The organism is Mesorhizobium sp. M9A.F.Ca.ET.002.03.1.2 (genome assembly GCF_003952365.1).
Classification (GTDB): Bacteria; Pseudomonadota; Alphaproteobacteria; order Rhizobiales; family Rhizobiaceae; genus Mesorhizobium.
Genome location: NZ_CP034443.1, coordinates 6,201,736 through 6,218,266 on the forward strand (window position 1 = coordinate 6,201,736; position 16,531 = coordinate 6,218,266).

A 16,531-nucleotide genomic window follows, 5' to 3' on the forward strand; every position below is an offset into this window, starting at 1 on the left:
TTCGCTGAGAGAGGGCGGTCATGGCAGGCTGGTGATGTTCAACGTCACCTGATTCCCTGGAAGGAACGCCACCATGACGGCGACAATCATGTCGTGCATGTGCTTTTCTTCGATCAGTGTCGCCGTGCCATGGTGGTGAACTGCGATCAAAAAGCCGACTGAGTTTCTCCGAGGCCGTGGCATTCGTGCGTGCGATCGCAGAGACGATGTCGGCAACCTCGTCAGGGTCCGCTTGCAGATGAACCCGTTGATAGCATCCCTGGAGGGAAAGAAACGGTAGACATTTGCCCGGCTCATGCCGAGGGCGGGGGCGATGTCGGCCATCGACGTCTTATGGTAGCCGATGCGGCGAAAGTGCTCCTCCGCCACCTCCAAAATGCGCGCGCGCACCTCGTCGAGATCAGTTCGCATTCCGATCGGGTGATTCATCGATGTCCCTGGAACTGGTCAATCGGACATGCCAGGCTCGTGCGGACGATCATCTGAAACGGGTAAGATCGCGCCTCCCGCAGGGCAGATCCCTGCGGGCGAGAAACTTGACCGGTCTCCTGCGACGACAGACCCTATTCGGCGGCCAACCGCAGTTCCGGTTCCTGGGTCGAAGCCTCATGGGTCTCATCCGCCGCCGGCTTGATCCGGAACCACGCGATATACAGCGCAGGAAGGAAGAGCAGGATCAGTACCGTGCCGACCGCCGTGCCGCCGATCAGCGTATAGGCCATCGATCCCCAGAAGACGGAGTGCGTAAGCGGGATGAAGGCCAGCACCGCTGCAAGTGCGGTCAGGATCACTGGCCTCGTGCGTTGCACCGTTGCCTCGATGACAGCGTGATAGTCGTCAAGGCCGGCCGCACGGTTCTCCTTGATCTGTTCGGTCAGGATCAGCGTATTGCGCATCAGGATGCCGGCCAGTCCGATCAGGCCAAGAATGGCGTTGAAACCAAAGGGCTGGTTGAAGGTAAGCAGCATGGGCACGACGCCGACGAGGCCAAGCGGCGCCGTCAGCATGACCATGGCCATCGTCGAGAAGGATCGCACCTGCAGCATGATGACGATCAGCATGGCGGCGATCATGGCCGGGAAGACTTTACCCAGCGCGGTATTGGCCTTCGCAGCCTCCTCGATCGATCCGCCTATTTCGATGCGATAGCCGGCCGGAAGGGATGCGATCAGCGGCTGAAGCGCCGTCATGATCTGCTTGGAGACCTCTGGAGGCTGGGTCGCCTCATTGATGTCCGAGCGGATCGTGACGACGGGTGTGCGATCGCGCCGTTTCAGGATAGGCTCTTCCAGACGGATTTCCGAATGGCCGATCTGGTCGAGCGGAATCGAGCGGCCGTCCCGGCTCATCAATGAGAAATCCGCAATACGTGTCGGATCCAGCCGCTCGTCGCCGGCGCTGCGTGCAACGATGGGGACATTGCGGATGTCCTCGCGGACCTGCGTGACCGGGATGCCGGTGAGGAGGAATTGCAGCTGCTGAGCCACCTCGGTCGGCGACAGGCCGATGAGGCTCAATCTATCCTGGTCCGGGACGAAGCGAAGCACGGGCGTGCGATTGCCCCAGTCGCGGTTGGCCTGCCGCACGTCCGGAACGCCTCGCATGATGCCGAGGGCCTTCGCGGATATGCTGTAGAGTTGCGCAGGATCAGGTCCCATGACCCGGAATTCGACCGGGAATGGCGTGTAAGGTCCGAACACGAGCTGTGTGACGCGCACATTGGCCTCGGGTGCGAGCCCTTGGGACATCGCCTCTCGGAGCCGATGCTTCAAAACCTCGCGCGCCTCCGCGTCGGGTGTAAGCACGACGATCTTGGCGAACGCGGGATCAGGCAGTTCCGGCGCCATTGCGAAGAAGAAGCGGGGAGCGCCCTGGCCGACATAGCTCGTGACGATCTTGGCCTCTGGCTGGTGGTCCAGCCAGTGCTCCAGCCTCTCGACCGTAGCGGTTGTCGTCTCGATGCTGGTGCCTTCCGGCAAGCGAACCTCCACCAACACTTCGGGGCGGTCGGATGTCGGGAAGAACTGCTGTTTGAGGGAGCCCATGCCGACAACGGAAAGCGCGAAGGCAATGGCGACGATACCGGAGGTTACGAACTTGTGGCGCACCGCAAAGGTGATGAGCCGCCGCAGGCGCCGATAGTTCGGCGTGTCGTAAATCGCGTGGTGACCGCCTTCGATCGGTTTGATCGCGGGCAGCATCTTGACGCCGAGATAGGGCGTGAAAACCACCGCGACGATCCAAGAGACGATAAGGGCGAACCCCACGACCCAAAAGATGTTGCCGGCATATTCGCCGGCCGTCGAGCGGGCGAAGCCTACGGGCAGGAACCCGGCTATCGTCACGAGCGTTCCCGACAGCATCGGCGCGGCGGTGTGGCTCCACGCATAGGCCGCCGCCCTGATGCGGTCCATGCCCTCTTCCATCTTCACCACCATCACCTCGATGGCGATGATGGCGTCGTCCACGAGAAGACCCAGCGCCAGGATGAGGGCGCCGAGCGTGATGCGGTCGAAGAACCGGCCGGTTTCCAGCATGATGAGGAACACGGCGGCGAGCGTCAGGGGGACGGCCGCCGCCACGACGATGCCGACGCGCCAGCCCATGCTGAGCAGGCTGATCAGCAGCACCACGCCGAGCGCCATCGCGAACTTCATCATGAACTCGTCAACCGCCGAGGTGATATTGACGGCTTGGTCGGACACCTTGTCGAGCGTCATCCCGAGCGGCAATGTCCGTACAATGGCCGCCGTCCTGTCCTCCAGCGCCTTGCCGAGCGCGCGACCATCCCAGCCCTCCTGCATAACCGCCGCGAGCATGATGGTCGGCTCGCCCTGGCGCCGGATGAGGTAGGTGGGAGGGTCTTCATAGCCGCGGCGGACCTCGGCGATGTCGGAGAGCTTCAGCGTCCGCCCCGCGGCGACGATCGGCGTGTCGGCGATCGCCTGGATACTGTCATAAGCGCCGTCGACCCGGATGAAGACTTGCGGCCCCTTGGTGTCGATCGAGCCCGCCGGTGTGACGGTGTTCTGCCGCTGCAGGGCGGCAACGATATCCTGTGCCGATACGCCGAGGGTTGCCAGCTTGGCGTAGGAGAACTCGACGAATATCTGTTCGCGACGTTCACCGAGGATGTTGATCTTCTTGACGCCGGGCACGTGCAGGAGATCCTGTCGGATCGCCTCGGCCTGCCTGGCTAGCTCACGCATCGGCATGCCTTTAGCCTTCAGCGCATAAAGGGCGAAGCTGACGTCCGAATATTCGTCGTTGACGAAAGGGCCGTAGACGCCGGACGGCAGGTTGCGGGCTTCATCCCCGAGCTTCTTGCGGGCCTGGTAGAACTCGTCCTGCACGGCGGATGGCGGTGTGCTGTCCTTCAGCGTGACCGTCATATATGCATAGCCTGGCCGCGTGGTCGTCTCCACCCGGTCATACCAGGTTAGTTCCTGGAGCCGCTTCTCCAAAGGTTCGGCGACGAGGTCCTGCATCTCACGCGCCGTCGCGCCCGGCCACGCCGTCGTGACCGTGAGGGTCTTGATGGTGAAGTTGGGATCCTCCGCCCGGCCGAGCATAAGGAAGGCGTAAGCGCCGGCGGCCACCAGCAGGAGGATGAAGAACAGGGTGACGGCGCGCTCGCGAACGGCGATCGCGGAAAGATTGAGGTTCATCGTCAGTTGCTCCCGCTTTCGGACGCAGACCTGACGCGAGCGCCCTCCTGCAGGAGATGAGCGCCGAGCGAAACAATCGCATCGCTGGAGTCCAGCCCGGAAATCACGGCGGTTTCGCTGGTCACACGAACAACCTTGACCGGCCGAAAGTGTACGGTCGAGGTGGCGCTGTCCAGAACCCAAACGCCGGTCTTGTTACCGTCATCGAGCATAGCTCCCAGCGGCACCTGGACTTCCGGCTTGCCAGCCTGGCTTGCAAGCCGAATGGTTACCGTCGAGCCAAGCGGTGCAGCCGAGGCCACACCATCGAGCACATAGCGGGCCTCATAGGTGCGGGTCTGGGGATCGGCTGAGTCCGACAACTGCCGGAGATGTGCTGCATAGCGACCCCCTTCGCCCCCATACACGATGGCCTCGGCCACCGAGTCGATTGCCGGCCGGATCGTTTCGGGAAGCGCGACCACCGCTTCGCGGGGGCCGGCCTGGGCAAGCCGCACGACTGTTTGGCCGGCAGATACGACCTGCCCCGGCTCGCCAAGCGTATCGACCACCGTTCCATCCGCGTCCGCCACCAGGAGCGAGTAAGTCGCCTCATTCTCGGCGACCCGTGCTTCGGCTTCGGCGGCGGCGAGCTGTGCCGTCGCGGTATCCAGCGCGGTCTTCGCCTGCTCGTAACGCTGCGGGGTTGCAGCCAATCCGTTCTTAACCAGAACAGCATAACGCCTCTCGTCGGCACTCGCCTGAACCAGGACAGCGCGTGCTGCAGCGACGGCGTTGCGCTTCGCCGTAAGCGCAAGGCGAAGGTCGGAGTCATCGATCCGCATCAGCGGCTGACCGGCTTTGACCTGCTGACCGGCATTTACAAGCCGTTCCACGATCTTGCCGGCGACGCGAAAACCGAGATCGCTCTGCACCCTCGCCCCTATGAGACCGGTAAAGCTGCGCGCAGAACCGGTGACTTGCTCAGGTGTCATCAGTCTGACGATCTGAGGATCCTGCCTCGGGTCGATGGCGGCGGAGGCCGCCTGCGTCCGATCGGAAAGTGTCACGAATGCCAGCGCCGCTGACACCGCGATCAGGCTCGCCCCTATCACAATAACCGGTCTCTTTTTCATGCCCTTCGCCTCGCGCCAAAATAGATTGCACCCACACTCTATATCTGATATAGATTACGAATGCAATCTAAAAAAGGAGATGACGATGCGCGTGAGTCGCATTCAGGCCGCGGAGAACCGCGAAACGGTGATCAATGTGGCAAGCCGCCTTTTCCGGGAGCACGGCTTTGACGGCATCGGCCTTAAGGACCTGATGAAGGGCGCCGGGCTGACCCAAGGCGCTTTCTACAAACAGTTCGCGTCAAAGGAGGACCTGGCGGCGCAGGCGTCGAGACGGGCGATGGAGAGCGCCACCCACCGATGGGCGGAAGCGACTGCGGCGAAACCCGAGGATCCGCTTGGTGCAGTAGTCGCGTTCTACCTCAGTACCGGACATCGCGAAGAAAGGATGGACGGCTGCCCGGTTGTGGCGCTCGGCTCGGATGCTGCCAGGCAGGGCAGCGACGTGAAAGCGTCATTCGAAGCCGGGATCAGGGAATACCTCGATCTGCTCGGTAGTTGGGTTGGCGATGCCCACGGCGAGGAGCCCAGCGACAAGGCCATGGCCATTCTCTCGACCATGGTCGGTGCAGTCGTCCTCTCACGGGCCGTCAACGACGAGCATCTGTCAAAGCAGTTCCTGCGAGCGGCCACCGAGAGCGTGCGGATGGGGTCGTCTGCCAGCGATGCTCAACGAGGACCGCTACCATGACGACGGATTCTCCAACCGAAGCGCGCAGCGCAACTGCCTCTATCTCCGAGTTGGCGGGATACTCCGGGCTCGAGCTCGTTGCGAGGCTGGCTGACGGGAGCATCCGTCGCCCAGCGATGGCGGAGACGTTCCCCTTCACCTTGCCCCCCTGAGGCAGGTAAGGTCGAACTCCGAGCCACCCCTGAGTCGCGCTTTTGCAATCTGACGAATACCGTCCACGGCGGCTGGATCATGACGATGCTCGACACCGCCATGGCTCTTGCTGCACAGACCACTCTTTCGGCTGGCGAAATCTGTCCGTCACACGAAACCACCGCCAAATTTGTCCGCCCGATATTCATCGATTCCGGCGTTATGCACGTCATCGGCCATGTGGTTTCGCGCGGCCGGACCGTCATCACGCTGGAAGGCAGGATCGAGGATGCCGAAGGCAGGCTCCACGCCCATGGCACGTCTACATGCCTGGTCGTGAGCAGGAAGCCGTGATGTCCGCGCTTTCGATTAGGCACCAATACGGTGCGCCGCACGGCATTGAGCCAGCGCTGGCAGCGCACCCGAACCGATTGATCAGCGCGGTGTTCGGCTCGGCCATCGAGAACCCGAAAGAAGCCGCAAGCAATATCTTGTTGTGAGCGACGCTATTGCGAGTGGCGGTTTTCCCCCAGGATTGCCATTCGCAAGCAGGTCGCTTTGGAGGAGAAGTCAAATGCTATACAGTTACATTGTCGAGAAAGAAATCCGAAAGACCTTCGGCCACGTTAACAACCATCGCTGGGATGAGGCGGTGAAAGCAGTCGCGCCGCATGTCCATCACCGCGTTTCCGGTGCCCACGCGCTTGATGGTGAGCGCCATGACAAAGAAGCCCTACGCCGCTGGTTTGAGCGCCTCGGCCGCGTCCTACCCACCCTCAATCTCACGGTCAACAATATCTGGGTGAAGGGCTGGCCGTGGAATACCACCGTGTTTGCCCAGTGGGACGGCACCGCAACGCTGCTCAACAGCGACGCGTCTTACGCCAACCGTGGTCTCCATGTGTTCACTCTGCGGTGGGGCAGAGTCCATGCACTCGAGGAATTTCAAGATTCACAAGCAGCGGCCCGCGCTCTTGCCGCCCAAGCGGCAGCTGGCCTCGAAGAAGCTGTCGCCGAACAAATTGTAAGCTAGCCGAAGCGTAGTCAGAGCTCCGCGCTTTTGAGCGTGCTCGTGGCGCAGGTCCTGCGTTTGCGGCAACGCGCCAGCGGAGCCGCCTATACACGTACGCCATTCGAAGACAGTCTCGGATCAGGTGCTTGATATCTATGACGCTGCGCGCGCTGGCATGAAAGTAGCCGTGCGGAAGGCGATGGAAAAGGCGATGCGCCCGAAATGGTAGCCAAGACGGTCTTGAAAGCAGCGACCGATCCCGCTCCGAAGAGATGTTATGCGGAAGATCGGAATCATCGGTGCTGGAAATATCGGCGCCACGTTGGCGCGAAAGCTTGCCGCTAGCCGCCATCAGGTCAAGCTCGCCAATTCGAAGGGGCGGCAAGCCTGAAAGCCTCTGGGTCAGCGAGCGGATCGGCGGCCCGGTTGTCAAAGCAACCGAATGGGGCACCTGGACGTATCGCCATTCCGGTCGCGGGGGGACACCCGAAGGCCAAGACGACGGCCGTGGCCCAGGTCGGGGCAACGGTTTTGACCCACTGGACTCGGGGAGCATCGTCGACTCTTGGCGTCAGCAGCCCGGCACTCCTGCCTATTGCACGGAACCGTCAGCGAACGAGCTGAAATCGGCGCTGCAATCGACCGACAGGTCGCGCGCGCCAGGCAATCGTGACGCTCTGATCAGGGAATTCATGACAGCCGGCGACAAGCTCACCCGTCGCCCACAACCGAGCCGCGACTGCGTGATCATCGAACCTTCAAATGCCGAAGGGGTAGAGGGCACGACCAATGCCGCCACCGGATTGAAAGTTCAGACCCCGCGAGGCGAAGCTTGCCCTTCCATGAGCGTTATCCGAGCTAACAAAGTCCCTCGGTGGGCCAAGCAACACCGTCGCCGATCCATAGTTTGGATCATCGCCCTCGTCATTGGTGCTTCAGTATCAAATTGATCTTTACATGATCGAGCACGGCGGCCTTATGCGCGGATTGCGGAGGCGATATGACCCGCCTTTATTATCCAATTTTGGTAGCCAAAGCCGGTCGAGCGTTCCGATGAGAGCTCTACATTGGGTTCACTTTACGAACGCCTAGCGTCCGAGTGCTTCGACACGATTAATCAGAGTTGAAGCAAGCCGGGTTGATGCGCCAGCAGCCATCATCATCTGCTTGAGGACCATCCATTCCAGCGTCCATGCAGCGCCCGAGCGTTCCTGTTCATGGATGACAGCGTGATGCACCGCAGAGAGTTGCGTGGCATTGTATCGGGCGAGCGTAACAAGCACTTCGGCATCGACCGGGTTTTGCTTGTTCGGCATAGCGGAGGAAGAGCCGCCGCTGGAAAGCTCGATCTCGTCGCCTGCTTGCGCCGTTAGCGCTATGTCCTGGCCGAATTTTCCGAGACCGCCCGTGACCAGTGACAGCCAGCCGGCGAGTTCGGCGACCCGGTCGCGCTGGCCGTGCCATTGCGGCGCGTCGGCAAGACCAAGCCGGGCTGCGAGCGCCGCGCGAACGGTGAGGCCTTTTTCGCCGAAGGCGTCCAGCGTTCCGGCCGCACCGCCGAATTGGATGACGCCGGTCGATCGGCGGACCGTTTCCAGCCGCTCGATATGACGCAGGAGCGGTGCGCGCCAGCTTTCGATCCGGTCGGCGGCGCGGATGGGCCTTGCCGGCTGCATGCGGGTGTGACCCGTCAGCAGCCGCTCACCGAAGCGGCCGGAAAGATGGGCAAAAGCCGATGCAAGCGCTGCGAGGCGTTGCTCCAGTAGATCGAGACATGCGCCCGCGCGAAGCACGAACGCGGTATCGATCACGTCCTGGCTGGTCGCGCCGGAATGCACATGTTTTGAATACGGCTCTTCGACCGCTTGCCTCATCTGCCGCACCAGATCCGGCACCACGACGCCGTCGCGCGCCGTGCCTGCCTTTAGCCTCGCCATGTCCGGCCAGAACGTTGCCAATGCGTGGGCGATGGCGGCTGCGGCCTCGGCTGGAATGAAACCGTTCTCCGCTTCGACTTCGGCAAGCGCCACCTCGAAGCCGATCATCGCAGTGATCTCGGCTCCGACGCCGAGCAGCGACGCCATCTCCTCATCGCCGACGAGGCCAGAAAGGAAAGGATGATCGAAGGCCGAGATCATATGTCGAAGAAGACGGTTTCGTCCTCGCCCTGGAGATGAATGTCGAAGCTGTATGTATCGCCCTCGCGCGGCGCAATCAGCGTCGCCGCGCGCGCCTTGTGCTCAATGCGGGCAAGCACCGGATCCTCAGCATTGGCGGCCTCCTCGTCGCCGAAATACATACGCGTGTGGAGCCCGATGTTGATGCCGCGCGCCGCGATCCACACCGTGATGTGCGGCGCCATCATGCGGCCGTCGAGGAAGGGCACGCGGCCAGGCTTCACCGTCTCGAAAGTGCACTCACCGGTTGTCATGTCGGTCGCCCGACGTCCCCAGCCGGAAAAATGCGGATCGGCCGAGCCGCGCAGGTCCGAGGGCGAGTTGTGGAGGCCGGCGGCATCCGCCTGCCAGATCTCGACCAGCGCGTCCTTAAGCGGTGTATCCGCCCCGTCAATCACCCTGATCTTTATCCTGATTCGCTCGCCCTTGGTCTTTTCATTGACCACCGTACCGCCGAGGTCGGTCGAATAAACACCCTCGATTCCACAGAAATTCGGCGTCAGGCCGATGTGGACATAGGGACCCGCAGTCTGCGAGGCGCTTTCCTTCAGCCGGTCCAGAGCCTGGGCCATCAGTTGCCCTCCATGCGGTTCTCGAAAAGCGTCGAGCGGCGTCCGCGCAGAACGATATCGAATTTGTAGGCGCGCGCGTCCATCGGGATCGCTGCCTGCATGTCGAGTGCGGCGGTCAGGCCCTCGATGGCTCGATGATCATTGATGGTGCGCACGATCGGGCATTTCCAGATCATCGGATCGCCCTCGAAATACATCTGGGTGATCAGCCGCTGCGCGAAGCCGTGGCCGAATACCGAGAGATGGATGTGCGCCGGACGCCAGTCGTTGGGGCCGTTCGGCCACGGATAGGGGCCGGGCTGGACGGTACGGAAGGAGTAGGAGCCGTCCTCGCCGGTGATGATGCGCCCGCAGCCGCCGAAGTTCGGGTCGAGCGGCGCGAGATAGCTTTCCTTCTTGTGGCGGTAGCGGCCGCCGGCATTGGCCTGCCAGACTTCAAGCAGCGCGCCGGAAACGCCGATGCCGCGCTCGTCGAGCACGCGCCCGTGGACGATGATGCGCGGACCGATCGCAGCCTCGCCGGGTGCCGCAAAATTATGGATCAGATCGTTGTCGAGCTTACCGATCAAGTCGTGGCCGAAGACCGGACCGGTAATCTCCGACAGCGTGTTGTTGAGCGAAAGAAGTGGCCGACGCGGCGAGCGGAGCACCGACGTCTTGTAGCCGGGCGTGAAAGCCGGCGGATGCCAGTCGCGATCGCGCTGGAAAAAGGCGCCGGTCTCCGGCCTGAGGTTGGATGCGAGTTTCTGGTGGGTCATGTCCTGCCGGCCTCGGTATCCATCTCGGTGAACGTCTTCCTGGCGATCCTGATGGCGCGGTTGGCGGCCGGCACGCCGGCGTAGATCGCTACGTGAAGAAGCGCCTCGCGGATGTCCTCGCGCGTGGCGCCGGTATTGGCGGTGGCGCGCACATGCATGGCGACCTCCTCGTCGTGGCCGAGTGCTGCAAGCAGCGCGATCGTGATCATCGAGCGCTCACGCCTGGTGATATTGTCCCGCGACCAGACATGACTCCAGGCGGCTTCCGTGATGAGGTCCTGGAAAGGTCCGTCGAATTCTGTCTTGCCTGCCTCGGCGCGGTCGACATGCGCGTCGCCGAGAATCGCGCGGCGGGTCGCCATGCCCTCGTCGTATCGGGTGCTGCGGGCTCTCCTCATGCACGCCTCCGCTGCATGTCATTCCCCACGAACCGGCGGATGAGCTTCGCGAGTTTTTCGGGCTGCTCGACGCAAGGGATGTGGCCGGCGCCGGCGATCACCTCGCAGCCAGCGCCGGGGATCGAATGAGCAAACGATTCGACCATTTCGGGCGGCGTCGAACCGTCCTGATCGCCGACGACGCAGAGCGTCGGCACGCCGATCAAGGCCGCAGCGGCCCGGTAGTCAGCATCGCGGATCGCGGTACAGGCTGCGGCATAGCCGGCCGGCGACTGGCGAGTGAGCATGGTCCTGTAGCCGGCGAGTTTTTCAGCGCAGTTCCTGTGGAAGTCCGGCGTGAACCATTTTTCCATCACACCGTCGGCGAAGCTTTCGATGCCTTCCGAACGCGTGGCCTTGATGCGGTCGTTCCACGTCTCGTCGGTGCCTATCTTGGCCGCGGTGTCGCAGAGGATCATCCCTTCGATCAGCCTGGGCTGGACTTGGTAGAGGCATTGCGCGATGACGCCGCCGATCGACAGACCGCAGATGACCGTGCCGGCAATACCCAGATGATCGAGAAGCCCGGCGAGATCGGCCGCGTGTGTTTCGATCGTGTGCGGCGCCTCACCGAGTTCGCTAAGGCCATGACCCCGTTTGTCGTAAAATAAGAAGCCGTAGTCGCCGGCGAGCAGGTGTTCGATTCCGTTCCAGATGCGCAAATCTGTGCCCAGCGAATTCACGAAGACGATCGTCGGCCGGCCGGCCAGGTGCCGGTGTCGATAGTGGAGCGTTGCTCCGTTGATACGAGCAAATTCCATGCGGATCAGACCTTCGGCATTCCCTTCGGCAGCATCATGCGCTTTTGCGCGGCGATGCGGAATGGCGCATTTGGCCCGCCATAGCCCGAATAGGCGCCGCTCCGCTCCACGATCTCGAAGATAAAGCCTTCGCCGAAGGTCGGCGCATAGAGCTGGAAGAATTCGCCCCTATCGTCCCGGTCATAGAGGATGTTCGACGCGCGCAGCCGGTCGGCGAGATCGGGATCGAGGCCGAAGCGCGCTTCGACGTCGTCATAGTAGTTCATCGAGATTTGCAGCGGCTCGAAGCCATTGGCGCTCAGCTTCTCAGCCGTCGCGAAAATGTCGTCCGTCGCCATTGCGAGATGCTGGATGCCGGAGCCAAAAGTCTCGGCGATGAAGTGGCCGGCGAGCGTGCGGCGGCTCTCGGCGCCGTTGAGAGTGAGGCGGAGGCGCTTGTCGAGACCCTCGATCACCTGGCTGCGAACGAGGCCGGCCGGATCGACGATGTCGACCATCGGTGTCTTCGTCGTCCTGAAGAGCGAGACGTAGAAGAGCAGCCAACTCGGCATCTCCTCGTGAAACATGGTCTGGCCGACATGGTCGATGCGGGTGAGGCCAACGCCGCTGCCGACGCCCGCAGCAGCGACAGGCTTGAACTCGATGTCCCAGACCTTGGCCAGGTCGGTCTTGCCATCGAGGAAATAGATCAGTCCGCCGCCGACGCCACGGATCGCCGGGATCGACAGTTCGCCCGGGCCGACCCGCTGTTGGAAGATTTCGGCGCCAAGCATCTTGGCGCGGGCGACGGTCGCCGCCGCGTCCTCGACCTTCAACCCGATCGCATAAGCCGACGTGCCGTGAACGATGAAGGAGGAGTGCGCAAAACCCTGCCGCTCGGTGTTGACGACGATGTTGATCTCTCCCTGCCGGTAGAGGGTGACGTTCTTGGAGATGTGACGCCCGGCTTCGGAGAATTCCAGCGTGGTGAGCAGCCGGCCGAGCGATTCCGCTCCTTCCGGATTCGCGGCGAATTCGACGAACTCGACTCCTTCGACGCCGATGCGGTCCGGCATCGCCGGCACCGAAACCTCGAGCGCCGGCTCCTCGCGCCGCACTTGGTCCATCAGCCAGACGAGCGAGCGCTTGCCGTCGACGGAGATCGCCTTGGCCGAGCCGCCGCGGAACTGGTCGTTGAAGATTTCGAGCGATATGTAGCTATTGTAGCCGGTTGCTGCGACGGCCTGCATGAACTCACGCACCGACAAGTCACCTTCGCCCGGCATGTTGCGGAAATGCCGGCTCCAGTAGAGCAGGTCCATGTCGATCAGCGGCGCGTCGGCGAGTTGGACGATGAAGATCTTGTCCGAGGGGATCGAGCGGATCGAGGACAGCTCGATCTTGCGGGCAAGCGTGTGGAAGGAATCGAGGATCAGCCCGATGTTCGGATGTGCCGCGCGGCGCACGACCTCCCAGGCGTCGCGATGGTCATTGACGTGCCGGCCCCAGGCGAGCGCCTCGTAGCCGACGCGCAAGCTTCGCTTCGCCGCGCGCTCGCCGAGTTCATGGAAATCGGCGGCGGCGCGGTCGATGCCGCCGAGCGATACCGGTGAGACCGACGAGCAGACCAGCATCAAGTCGGTGCCGAGTTCCTGCATCAGGTCGAACTTGCGCTCCGCGCGATCGAAGGCGCGTGTCCGTTGCGGCTCCGGCAACCCTTCGAAATCGCGGAACGGCTGGAAAAGGGTGATCTCCAGCCCGTGGTCGCGTACCATGCGGCCGACCTCGTCAGGCGTGCCGTCGAAGGCCAGAAAATCGTTCTCGAATATCTCCACGCCATCGAATCCGGCAGCGGCGATCGCCGCCAGTTTTTCCCGTAGGTCGCCGCTGATGGATACTGTGGCGATGGAGGTCTTCATTGCTTTCGCCTGCGAAGTCACAGCAGCGCGATCGCGCGGGTGGGACCGCCGGTCGCGCCCTTCACCTTGGGGATGCCGAGGAAGAGACGCGCACCGGACTCGGGAATTGCATCGAGGTTAGCCAAGCACTCGATGCCCCAGCGGCCGCTGCCCAGCCATTCGTAGTGGACCGGAAAGGCCCCGCTCGAGTTGAGCCCGGTGTCGAGCGAAAGCGTGTCGACGCCGATGCCCTTCACGTTGCGCTCGCTGATCAGGAACTGCGCGGCCTCTACGTGAAAGCCCGGAGTGTGGTTTTTCTTCTCCTTGTCGTTGCCGGTGAATTTCGGGTCGCCGACCAGTTTGTGCCATCCGGAGTTCATCACCACGCAGCAGCCGTCCGGCAGTCGGCCGTTCTGCGCCTCCCATGCCTTTATGTCGTCAGGCGTCAGGCTTGTGTCCGCATTGTCGGCGGCGCGCGCGGCGATGTTGATGACCGCGACGGGAACGATCAGGTCCGAGATCGGGATCAGATCGGCCGTCAAACCATCGGCGGAGAAGTGGATCGGTGCGTCCATATGCGTGCCGCTGTGCTCGACGATCGTCCAGCGGTTCAGGTTCACCTTGTCCTTCGCGAAGGTGACGAGATGTTCGACCGTGAACCATTTCTCGCCGCTGAAGGTCGGGAATCCCTCATAGAGGGCATGTGAGAGGTCGATCGTTTCGGTGAAATCTATCGGCGCCGCCTGGGCCGATGGCGTGGCGGGGAGCGCGGCCGCCGCAGCGGTGCCCAGGCCGAGCGTAAAGCCGGCTTTCAGCAGACCCCTGCGGGTCGCCTTCTCACAGATCGAATGCAGGCATCCTGGTGGGCACATACGGTCTTCCTCCCTTTCGGTTCAACGTTTCACGAGCACTCTGCTTACCAGTCCGTTCATTCCTCCGACGCATCGATCCGCCCGACAGGGCCTGCCGGTCCGGCCTACCGGTCGATCAGTTCCATCAGCGATTTCACTGCGATGGGATATCCGCGCGGCCCAAGGCCTGCGATGACGGCCGTCGCGACGGTCGAAACCAGCGAGCGATGGTAGATTGCCTCGCGGCGGTGGATGTTGGAGATATGGAACTCGATGATCGGCCCCGGAAACATCTTCAGCGCGTCGAGCAGCGGGATCGAGCGGAAACTCAGCCCGGCTGGGTTGATCAGGATACCCGCGCCCTCGTCGATCGCCTCGTGAATCCAGTCGACCAGCTGATGCTCGGCATTCGACTGATGGAACCGCACCGGAGTATCGCCGGCCGCTTCCCGGCACATCAACTCGATCTCGGCCAGTGTCGTCGTGCCGTAGATCTCAGGCTCGCGTTTGCCGAGGCGGTTGAGGTTCGGGCCGTTGAGAATGAAGATCGGTTTGGTGATCATGTCACGTCCTTCAGTTCAGCCGCCGTAGCCGAAGAGGCGCGGCAGCCACAGCACGAGTTCGGGGAAGAAGGTAATGAGCGCCAGCGTACCGACCATCGCCGAAAGGAATGGCAGCACGTCGCGCACGATGTCGCGCAACGGCACCTCCGCGATGCGAGTCATAATGAAAAGCAGAAGCCCGTAGGGCGGCGTGATGAGCCCGAGCATGATATTCAGGACGACCATGACGCCAAAATGCACCATGTCGATGCCCAGGGCGCGCGCCGTGGGGATCAGCACCGGCACGATGACAAGCAGGATGGTGGTTCCTTCAAGCAAGCAACCCAGAAGCAGAAGCAGCAGGTTGACGAGAAGGAGGAACTGCGTCGGTGACAAGTCCCAGGCGAGCAGCAGCGCGGACAGGGATTGAGGAATGTTCTCGACCGTGACCACGTAGTTGAACACCATCGCGCCGGCCAGCAGCATACCGATCGAAACAGTGGTGCGCCCGCTGCTCAGCAGCGCCCGGTAGAACTGATGGACGGTCACGCTGCGATAGATCGCGACGGAGATGAGGAGCGCGTAGCCCGCCGCCACGGCCGCCGCCTCGGTCGGCGTCATCACGCCACCCCTGATGCCAACGAGCAGAACCACCGGTAGCATCAACGCCGGCAGGGCCCCCAGGGTCAGACCCGGCAGTTCGCGTAGCGGCACCGGCTTTTCGACAGGGAAGTTCTTCCGGCGCGCGTCGATCGCCACGATCGACATCTGCGCCAGCGCCAGCATGACGCCCGGCACGATCCCGGCGATGAACAGGAAGCCGACCGAGGCGTCCGAGACGAGCGCATAGATGACCAGCGGAATGGAAGGCGGGATGATGGGAGCGATCACGGCGGAGGCCGCGGTCAGCGCGGCGGCGTAGCTCGCGGGATATCTGTCGTCCTTGGTCATCAGATGCTGCATCATCTTGCCCGTGCCGGCGGCGTCGGCGATCGCCGACCCCGACATGCCCGCAAAGATGAGGGATTGCAGCACGTTGACCTGGGCAAGGCCGCCGCGGAACCGGCCGACGACGGCATTGCAGAAATGCAGAAGCCGCTCCGTCATCGTTCCGGCGTTCATGATCTCGGCGGCAAGAATGAACATGGGGACAGCCAGCAGCAGATACCCCGTATAAAGGCTGTTGAGTATCTGTTCGGCCGCCGTTCCCATATCGAGCCCGGCGAGCCACAAATAAAGGATCGAGGAGGCGATCATCGCGTGGCCGATCGGCAGGCCAAGCAGCGCCAGAGCACAGATGGAGATCAGCGCCAGCGTGAAGGGCTCGAGAAAGGTCATACGCCAGAGCTCGCCTTGGTGGGATCGAATTCTTCGGGCTCAGCATCCTTGAGCGCACGCCATCCCAACCAGAGGTAACGGGCGATCACGGCAAGGACAAAGATCACATAGATCGAGAACAGCCAGTCGAAGCGGATCTTCAGATAGGCGGTTTTCTGTACCTTCATGAAGGTGACGTAGTCGAACACGGCAGGAAACGAGTAACTGTAGATCGCGACGAGTGCGACCGCGGAGGCCAACGTCATGACGCGTCGGGCGCGGGGGCCGACGGCCCCATAGATCAAATCGAATCGGATCTCCTCTTCCTCACGCACCACAAAGGCTGCGCCGAACAGGACGACCCATATCCAAAGGACGACGGTCAGCTCGTTGCTCCAGCCGGTCGGCCACTGCAGGACGTAGCGGAAAATGACCTGGAGCAGGAAAGCGACGAACATCACACCGATCATGACGACGATGAGGTTCTCCCCGCGCCGATAGAGCCATCCCGCCAAGGGCCGCACACGTTGCAACATCGGCTTGCCTCCCAGTCGTTGCTCGTCTGTACAACGAGCGGGACCACCGGCCTCGTCGGCCGGGGGTCGCTGATCGCTGTCCCTA

General features: G+C 62.5%; 17 protein-coding genes and 1 pseudogene. 5 read left to right on the forward strand and 13 right to left on the reverse strand.

The genetic code is table 11. The features are described 5' to 3' along the window. Nucleotides 1–18 precede the first annotated feature (18 nt). From EJ066_RS30165 to EJ066_RS30175, 3 genes are all read right to left on the reverse strand, one after another. Entirely contained in the window at nucleotides 19–429 is a 411-nt protein-coding gene (locus EJ066_RS30165; protein ID WP_245455038.1) for a helix-turn-helix domain-containing protein, read from the reverse strand. Between the two features lie 134 nt (nucleotides 430–563). Beyond that, entirely contained in the window at nucleotides 564–3,668 is a 3,105-nt protein-coding gene (locus EJ066_RS30170; RefSeq protein WP_126043525.1) for an efflux RND transporter permease subunit, read from the reverse strand. 2 nt (nucleotides 3,669–3,670) lie between these two features. Then, nucleotides 3,671–4,783 carry an efflux RND transporter periplasmic adaptor subunit gene (locus EJ066_RS30175; protein ID WP_126043526.1) on the reverse strand — a complete coding sequence of 371 codons (1,113 nt, stop codon included), beginning with the start codon at nucleotides 4,781–4,783 and terminating at the stop codon, nucleotides 3,671–3,673. A gap of 85 nt (nucleotides 4,784–4,868) precedes the next feature. Here EJ066_RS30175 and EJ066_RS30180 point away from each other — a divergent pair, with 85 nt between their 5' ends. From EJ066_RS30180 to EJ066_RS30200, 5 genes and pseudogenes are all read left to right on the forward strand, one after another. After that, nucleotides 4,869–5,474 carry a TetR/AcrR family transcriptional regulator gene (locus tag EJ066_RS30180; RefSeq protein WP_126043527.1) on the forward strand — a complete coding sequence of 202 codons (606 nt, stop codon included), beginning with the start codon at nucleotides 4,869–4,871 and terminating at the stop codon, nucleotides 5,472–5,474. A 78-nt stretch (nucleotides 5,475–5,552) separates the two neighbouring features. Then, nucleotides 5,553–5,960 (forward strand): PaaI family thioesterase, encoded by a 408-nt coding sequence (locus EJ066_RS30185; protein WP_245455039.1) that lies wholly within the window; start codon nucleotides 5,553–5,555, stop codon nucleotides 5,958–5,960. After that, nucleotides 5,960–6,106, forward strand: coding sequence for a hypothetical protein (locus EJ066_RS31570; RefSeq protein ID WP_189644402.1), 147 nt, complete (start codon nucleotides 5,960–5,962; stop codon nucleotides 6,104–6,106). The genes EJ066_RS30185 and EJ066_RS31570 overlap by 1 nt, the downstream gene beginning before the upstream one ends. Nucleotides 6,107–6,180: 74 nt before the next feature. Then, nucleotides 6,181–6,639: a nuclear transport factor 2 family protein gene (locus EJ066_RS30190; protein ID WP_126043528.1), complete on the forward strand. Its 459-nt coding sequence runs from the start codon at nucleotides 6,181–6,183 to the stop codon at nucleotides 6,637–6,639. A gap of 256 nt (nucleotides 6,640–6,895) precedes the next feature. Then, nucleotides 6,896–7,365: pseudogene (locus tag EJ066_RS30200) on the forward strand (NAD(P)-binding domain-containing protein). Nucleotides 7,366–7,706: 341 nt separating this feature from the next. Here the strand turns inward: EJ066_RS30200 and EJ066_RS30205 are convergent. The 10 genes from EJ066_RS30205 to EJ066_RS30250 form a co-directional block, all read right to left on the reverse strand. Further along, complete coding sequence (locus EJ066_RS30205) at nucleotides 7,707–8,702, reverse strand: 3-carboxy-cis,cis-muconate cycloisomerase (RefSeq protein ID WP_245455040.1); 996 nt, start codon at nucleotides 8,700–8,702, stop codon at nucleotides 7,707–7,709. Nucleotides 8,703–8,752: 50 nt separating this feature from the next. Beyond that, a complete protein-coding gene (pcaG, locus tag EJ066_RS30210; protein ID WP_126043530.1) occupies nucleotides 8,753–9,367 on the reverse strand; it encodes a protocatechuate 3,4-dioxygenase subunit alpha in 615 nt (204 codons plus the stop codon). Next, nucleotides 9,367–10,125 (reverse strand): protocatechuate 3,4-dioxygenase subunit beta, encoded by a 759-nt coding sequence (gene pcaH / locus EJ066_RS30215; protein WP_126043531.1) that lies wholly within the window; start codon nucleotides 10,123–10,125, stop codon nucleotides 9,367–9,369. Before pcaH ends, pcaG begins: the two co-directional genes overlap by 1 nt. Then, the gene (gene pcaC / locus EJ066_RS30220) at nucleotides 10,122–10,523 is read right to left on the reverse strand and encodes a 4-carboxymuconolactone decarboxylase (protein ID WP_126043532.1); all 402 of its coding nucleotides are present in this window, start codon (nucleotides 10,521–10,523) and stop codon (nucleotides 10,122–10,124) included. The genes pcaH and pcaC overlap by 4 nt, the downstream gene beginning before the upstream one ends. Continuing rightward, nucleotides 10,520–11,323, reverse strand: a complete 804-nt coding sequence (gene pcaD, locus EJ066_RS30225; protein ID WP_126043533.1) for a 3-oxoadipate enol-lactonase — start codon at nucleotides 11,321–11,323, stop codon at nucleotides 10,520–10,522. Before pcaD ends, pcaC begins: the two co-directional genes overlap by 4 nt. 5 nt (nucleotides 11,324–11,328) lie before the next feature. Beyond that, complete coding sequence (locus tag EJ066_RS30230; protein ID WP_126043534.1) at nucleotides 11,329–13,221, reverse strand: bifunctional sugar phosphate isomerase/epimerase/4-hydroxyphenylpyruvate dioxygenase family protein; 1,893 nt, start codon at nucleotides 13,219–13,221, stop codon at nucleotides 11,329–11,331. A 17-nt stretch (nucleotides 13,222–13,238) separates the two neighbouring features. Continuing rightward, nucleotides 13,239–14,072, reverse strand: coding sequence for a cyclase family protein (locus tag EJ066_RS30235; protein WP_210211043.1), 834 nt, complete (start codon nucleotides 14,070–14,072; stop codon nucleotides 13,239–13,241). Between the two features lie 104 nt (nucleotides 14,073–14,176). Further along, nucleotides 14,177–14,614 (reverse strand): type II 3-dehydroquinate dehydratase, encoded by a 438-nt coding sequence (locus EJ066_RS30240; RefSeq protein WP_126043535.1) that lies wholly within the window; start codon nucleotides 14,612–14,614, stop codon nucleotides 14,177–14,179. 15 nt (nucleotides 14,615–14,629) lie between these two features. After that, a complete protein-coding gene (locus EJ066_RS30245; RefSeq protein WP_126043536.1) occupies nucleotides 14,630–15,931 on the reverse strand; it encodes a TRAP transporter large permease in 1,302 nt (433 codons plus the stop codon). Continuing rightward, nucleotides 15,928–16,446 (reverse strand): TRAP transporter small permease subunit, encoded by a 519-nt coding sequence (locus EJ066_RS30250; RefSeq protein WP_126043537.1) that lies wholly within the window; start codon nucleotides 16,444–16,446, stop codon nucleotides 15,928–15,930. The genes EJ066_RS30245 and EJ066_RS30250 overlap by 4 nt, the downstream gene beginning before the upstream one ends. Nucleotides 16,447–16,531 lie beyond the last annotated feature (85 nt).

What these genes read in the sequence shown, in the direction of transcription:
- pcaC (WP_126043532.1), bottom strand. Translation starts at nt 10,523, where the DNA reads ATGAGGAGAGCCCGCAGCACCCGATACGACGAGGGCATGGCGACCCGC.
- EJ066_RS30175 (WP_126043526.1), bottom strand. Translation starts at nt 4,783, where the DNA reads ATGAAAAAGAGACCGGTTATTGTGATAGGGGCGAGCCTGATCGCGGTG.
- EJ066_RS30205 (WP_245455040.1), bottom strand. Translation starts at nt 8,702, where the DNA reads ATGGCGTCGCTGCTCGGCGTCGGAGCCGAGATCACTGCGATGATCGGC.
- EJ066_RS30165 (WP_245455038.1), bottom strand. Translation starts at nt 429, where the DNA reads ATGAATCACCCGATCGGAATGCGAACTGATCTCGACGAGGTGCGCGCG.
- EJ066_RS30230 (WP_126043534.1), bottom strand. Translation starts at nt 13,221, where the DNA reads ATGAAGACCTCCATCGCCACAGTATCCATCAGCGGCGACCTACGGGAA.
- pcaH (WP_126043531.1), bottom strand. Translation starts at nt 10,125, where the DNA reads ATGACCCACCAGAAACTCGCATCCAACCTCAGGCCGGAGACCGGCGCC.
- EJ066_RS30250 (WP_126043537.1), bottom strand. Translation starts at nt 16,446, where the DNA reads ATGTTGCAACGTGTGCGGCCCTTGGCGGGATGGCTCTATCGGCGCGGG.
- EJ066_RS30240 (WP_126043535.1), bottom strand. Translation starts at nt 14,614, where the DNA reads ATGATCACCAAACCGATCTTCATTCTCAACGGCCCGAACCTCAACCGC.
- pcaG (WP_126043530.1), bottom strand. Translation starts at nt 9,367, where the DNA reads ATGGCCCAGGCTCTGGACCGGCTGAAGGAAAGCGCCTCGCAGACTGCG.
- EJ066_RS30190 (WP_126043528.1), top strand. Translation starts at nt 6,181, where the DNA reads ATGCTATACAGTTACATTGTCGAGAAAGAAATCCGAAAGACCTTCGGC.
- EJ066_RS31570 (WP_189644402.1), top strand. Translation starts at nt 5,960, where the DNA reads ATGTCCGCGCTTTCGATTAGGCACCAATACGGTGCGCCGCACGGCATT.
- pcaD (WP_126043533.1), bottom strand. Translation starts at nt 11,323, where the DNA reads ATGGAATTTGCTCGTATCAACGGAGCAACGCTCCACTATCGACACCGG.
- EJ066_RS30170 (WP_126043525.1), bottom strand. Translation starts at nt 3,668, where the DNA reads ATGAACCTCAATCTTTCCGCGATCGCCGTTCGCGAGCGCGCCGTCACC.
- EJ066_RS30180 (WP_126043527.1), top strand. Translation starts at nt 4,869, where the DNA reads ATGCGCGTGAGTCGCATTCAGGCCGCGGAGAACCGCGAAACGGTGATC.
- EJ066_RS30235 (WP_210211043.1), bottom strand. Translation starts at nt 14,072, where the DNA reads ATGTGCCCACCAGGATGCCTGCATTCGATCTGTGAGAAGGCGACCCGC.
- EJ066_RS30245 (WP_126043536.1), bottom strand. Translation starts at nt 15,931, where the DNA reads ATGACCTTTCTCGAGCCCTTCACGCTGGCGCTGATCTCCATCTGTGCT.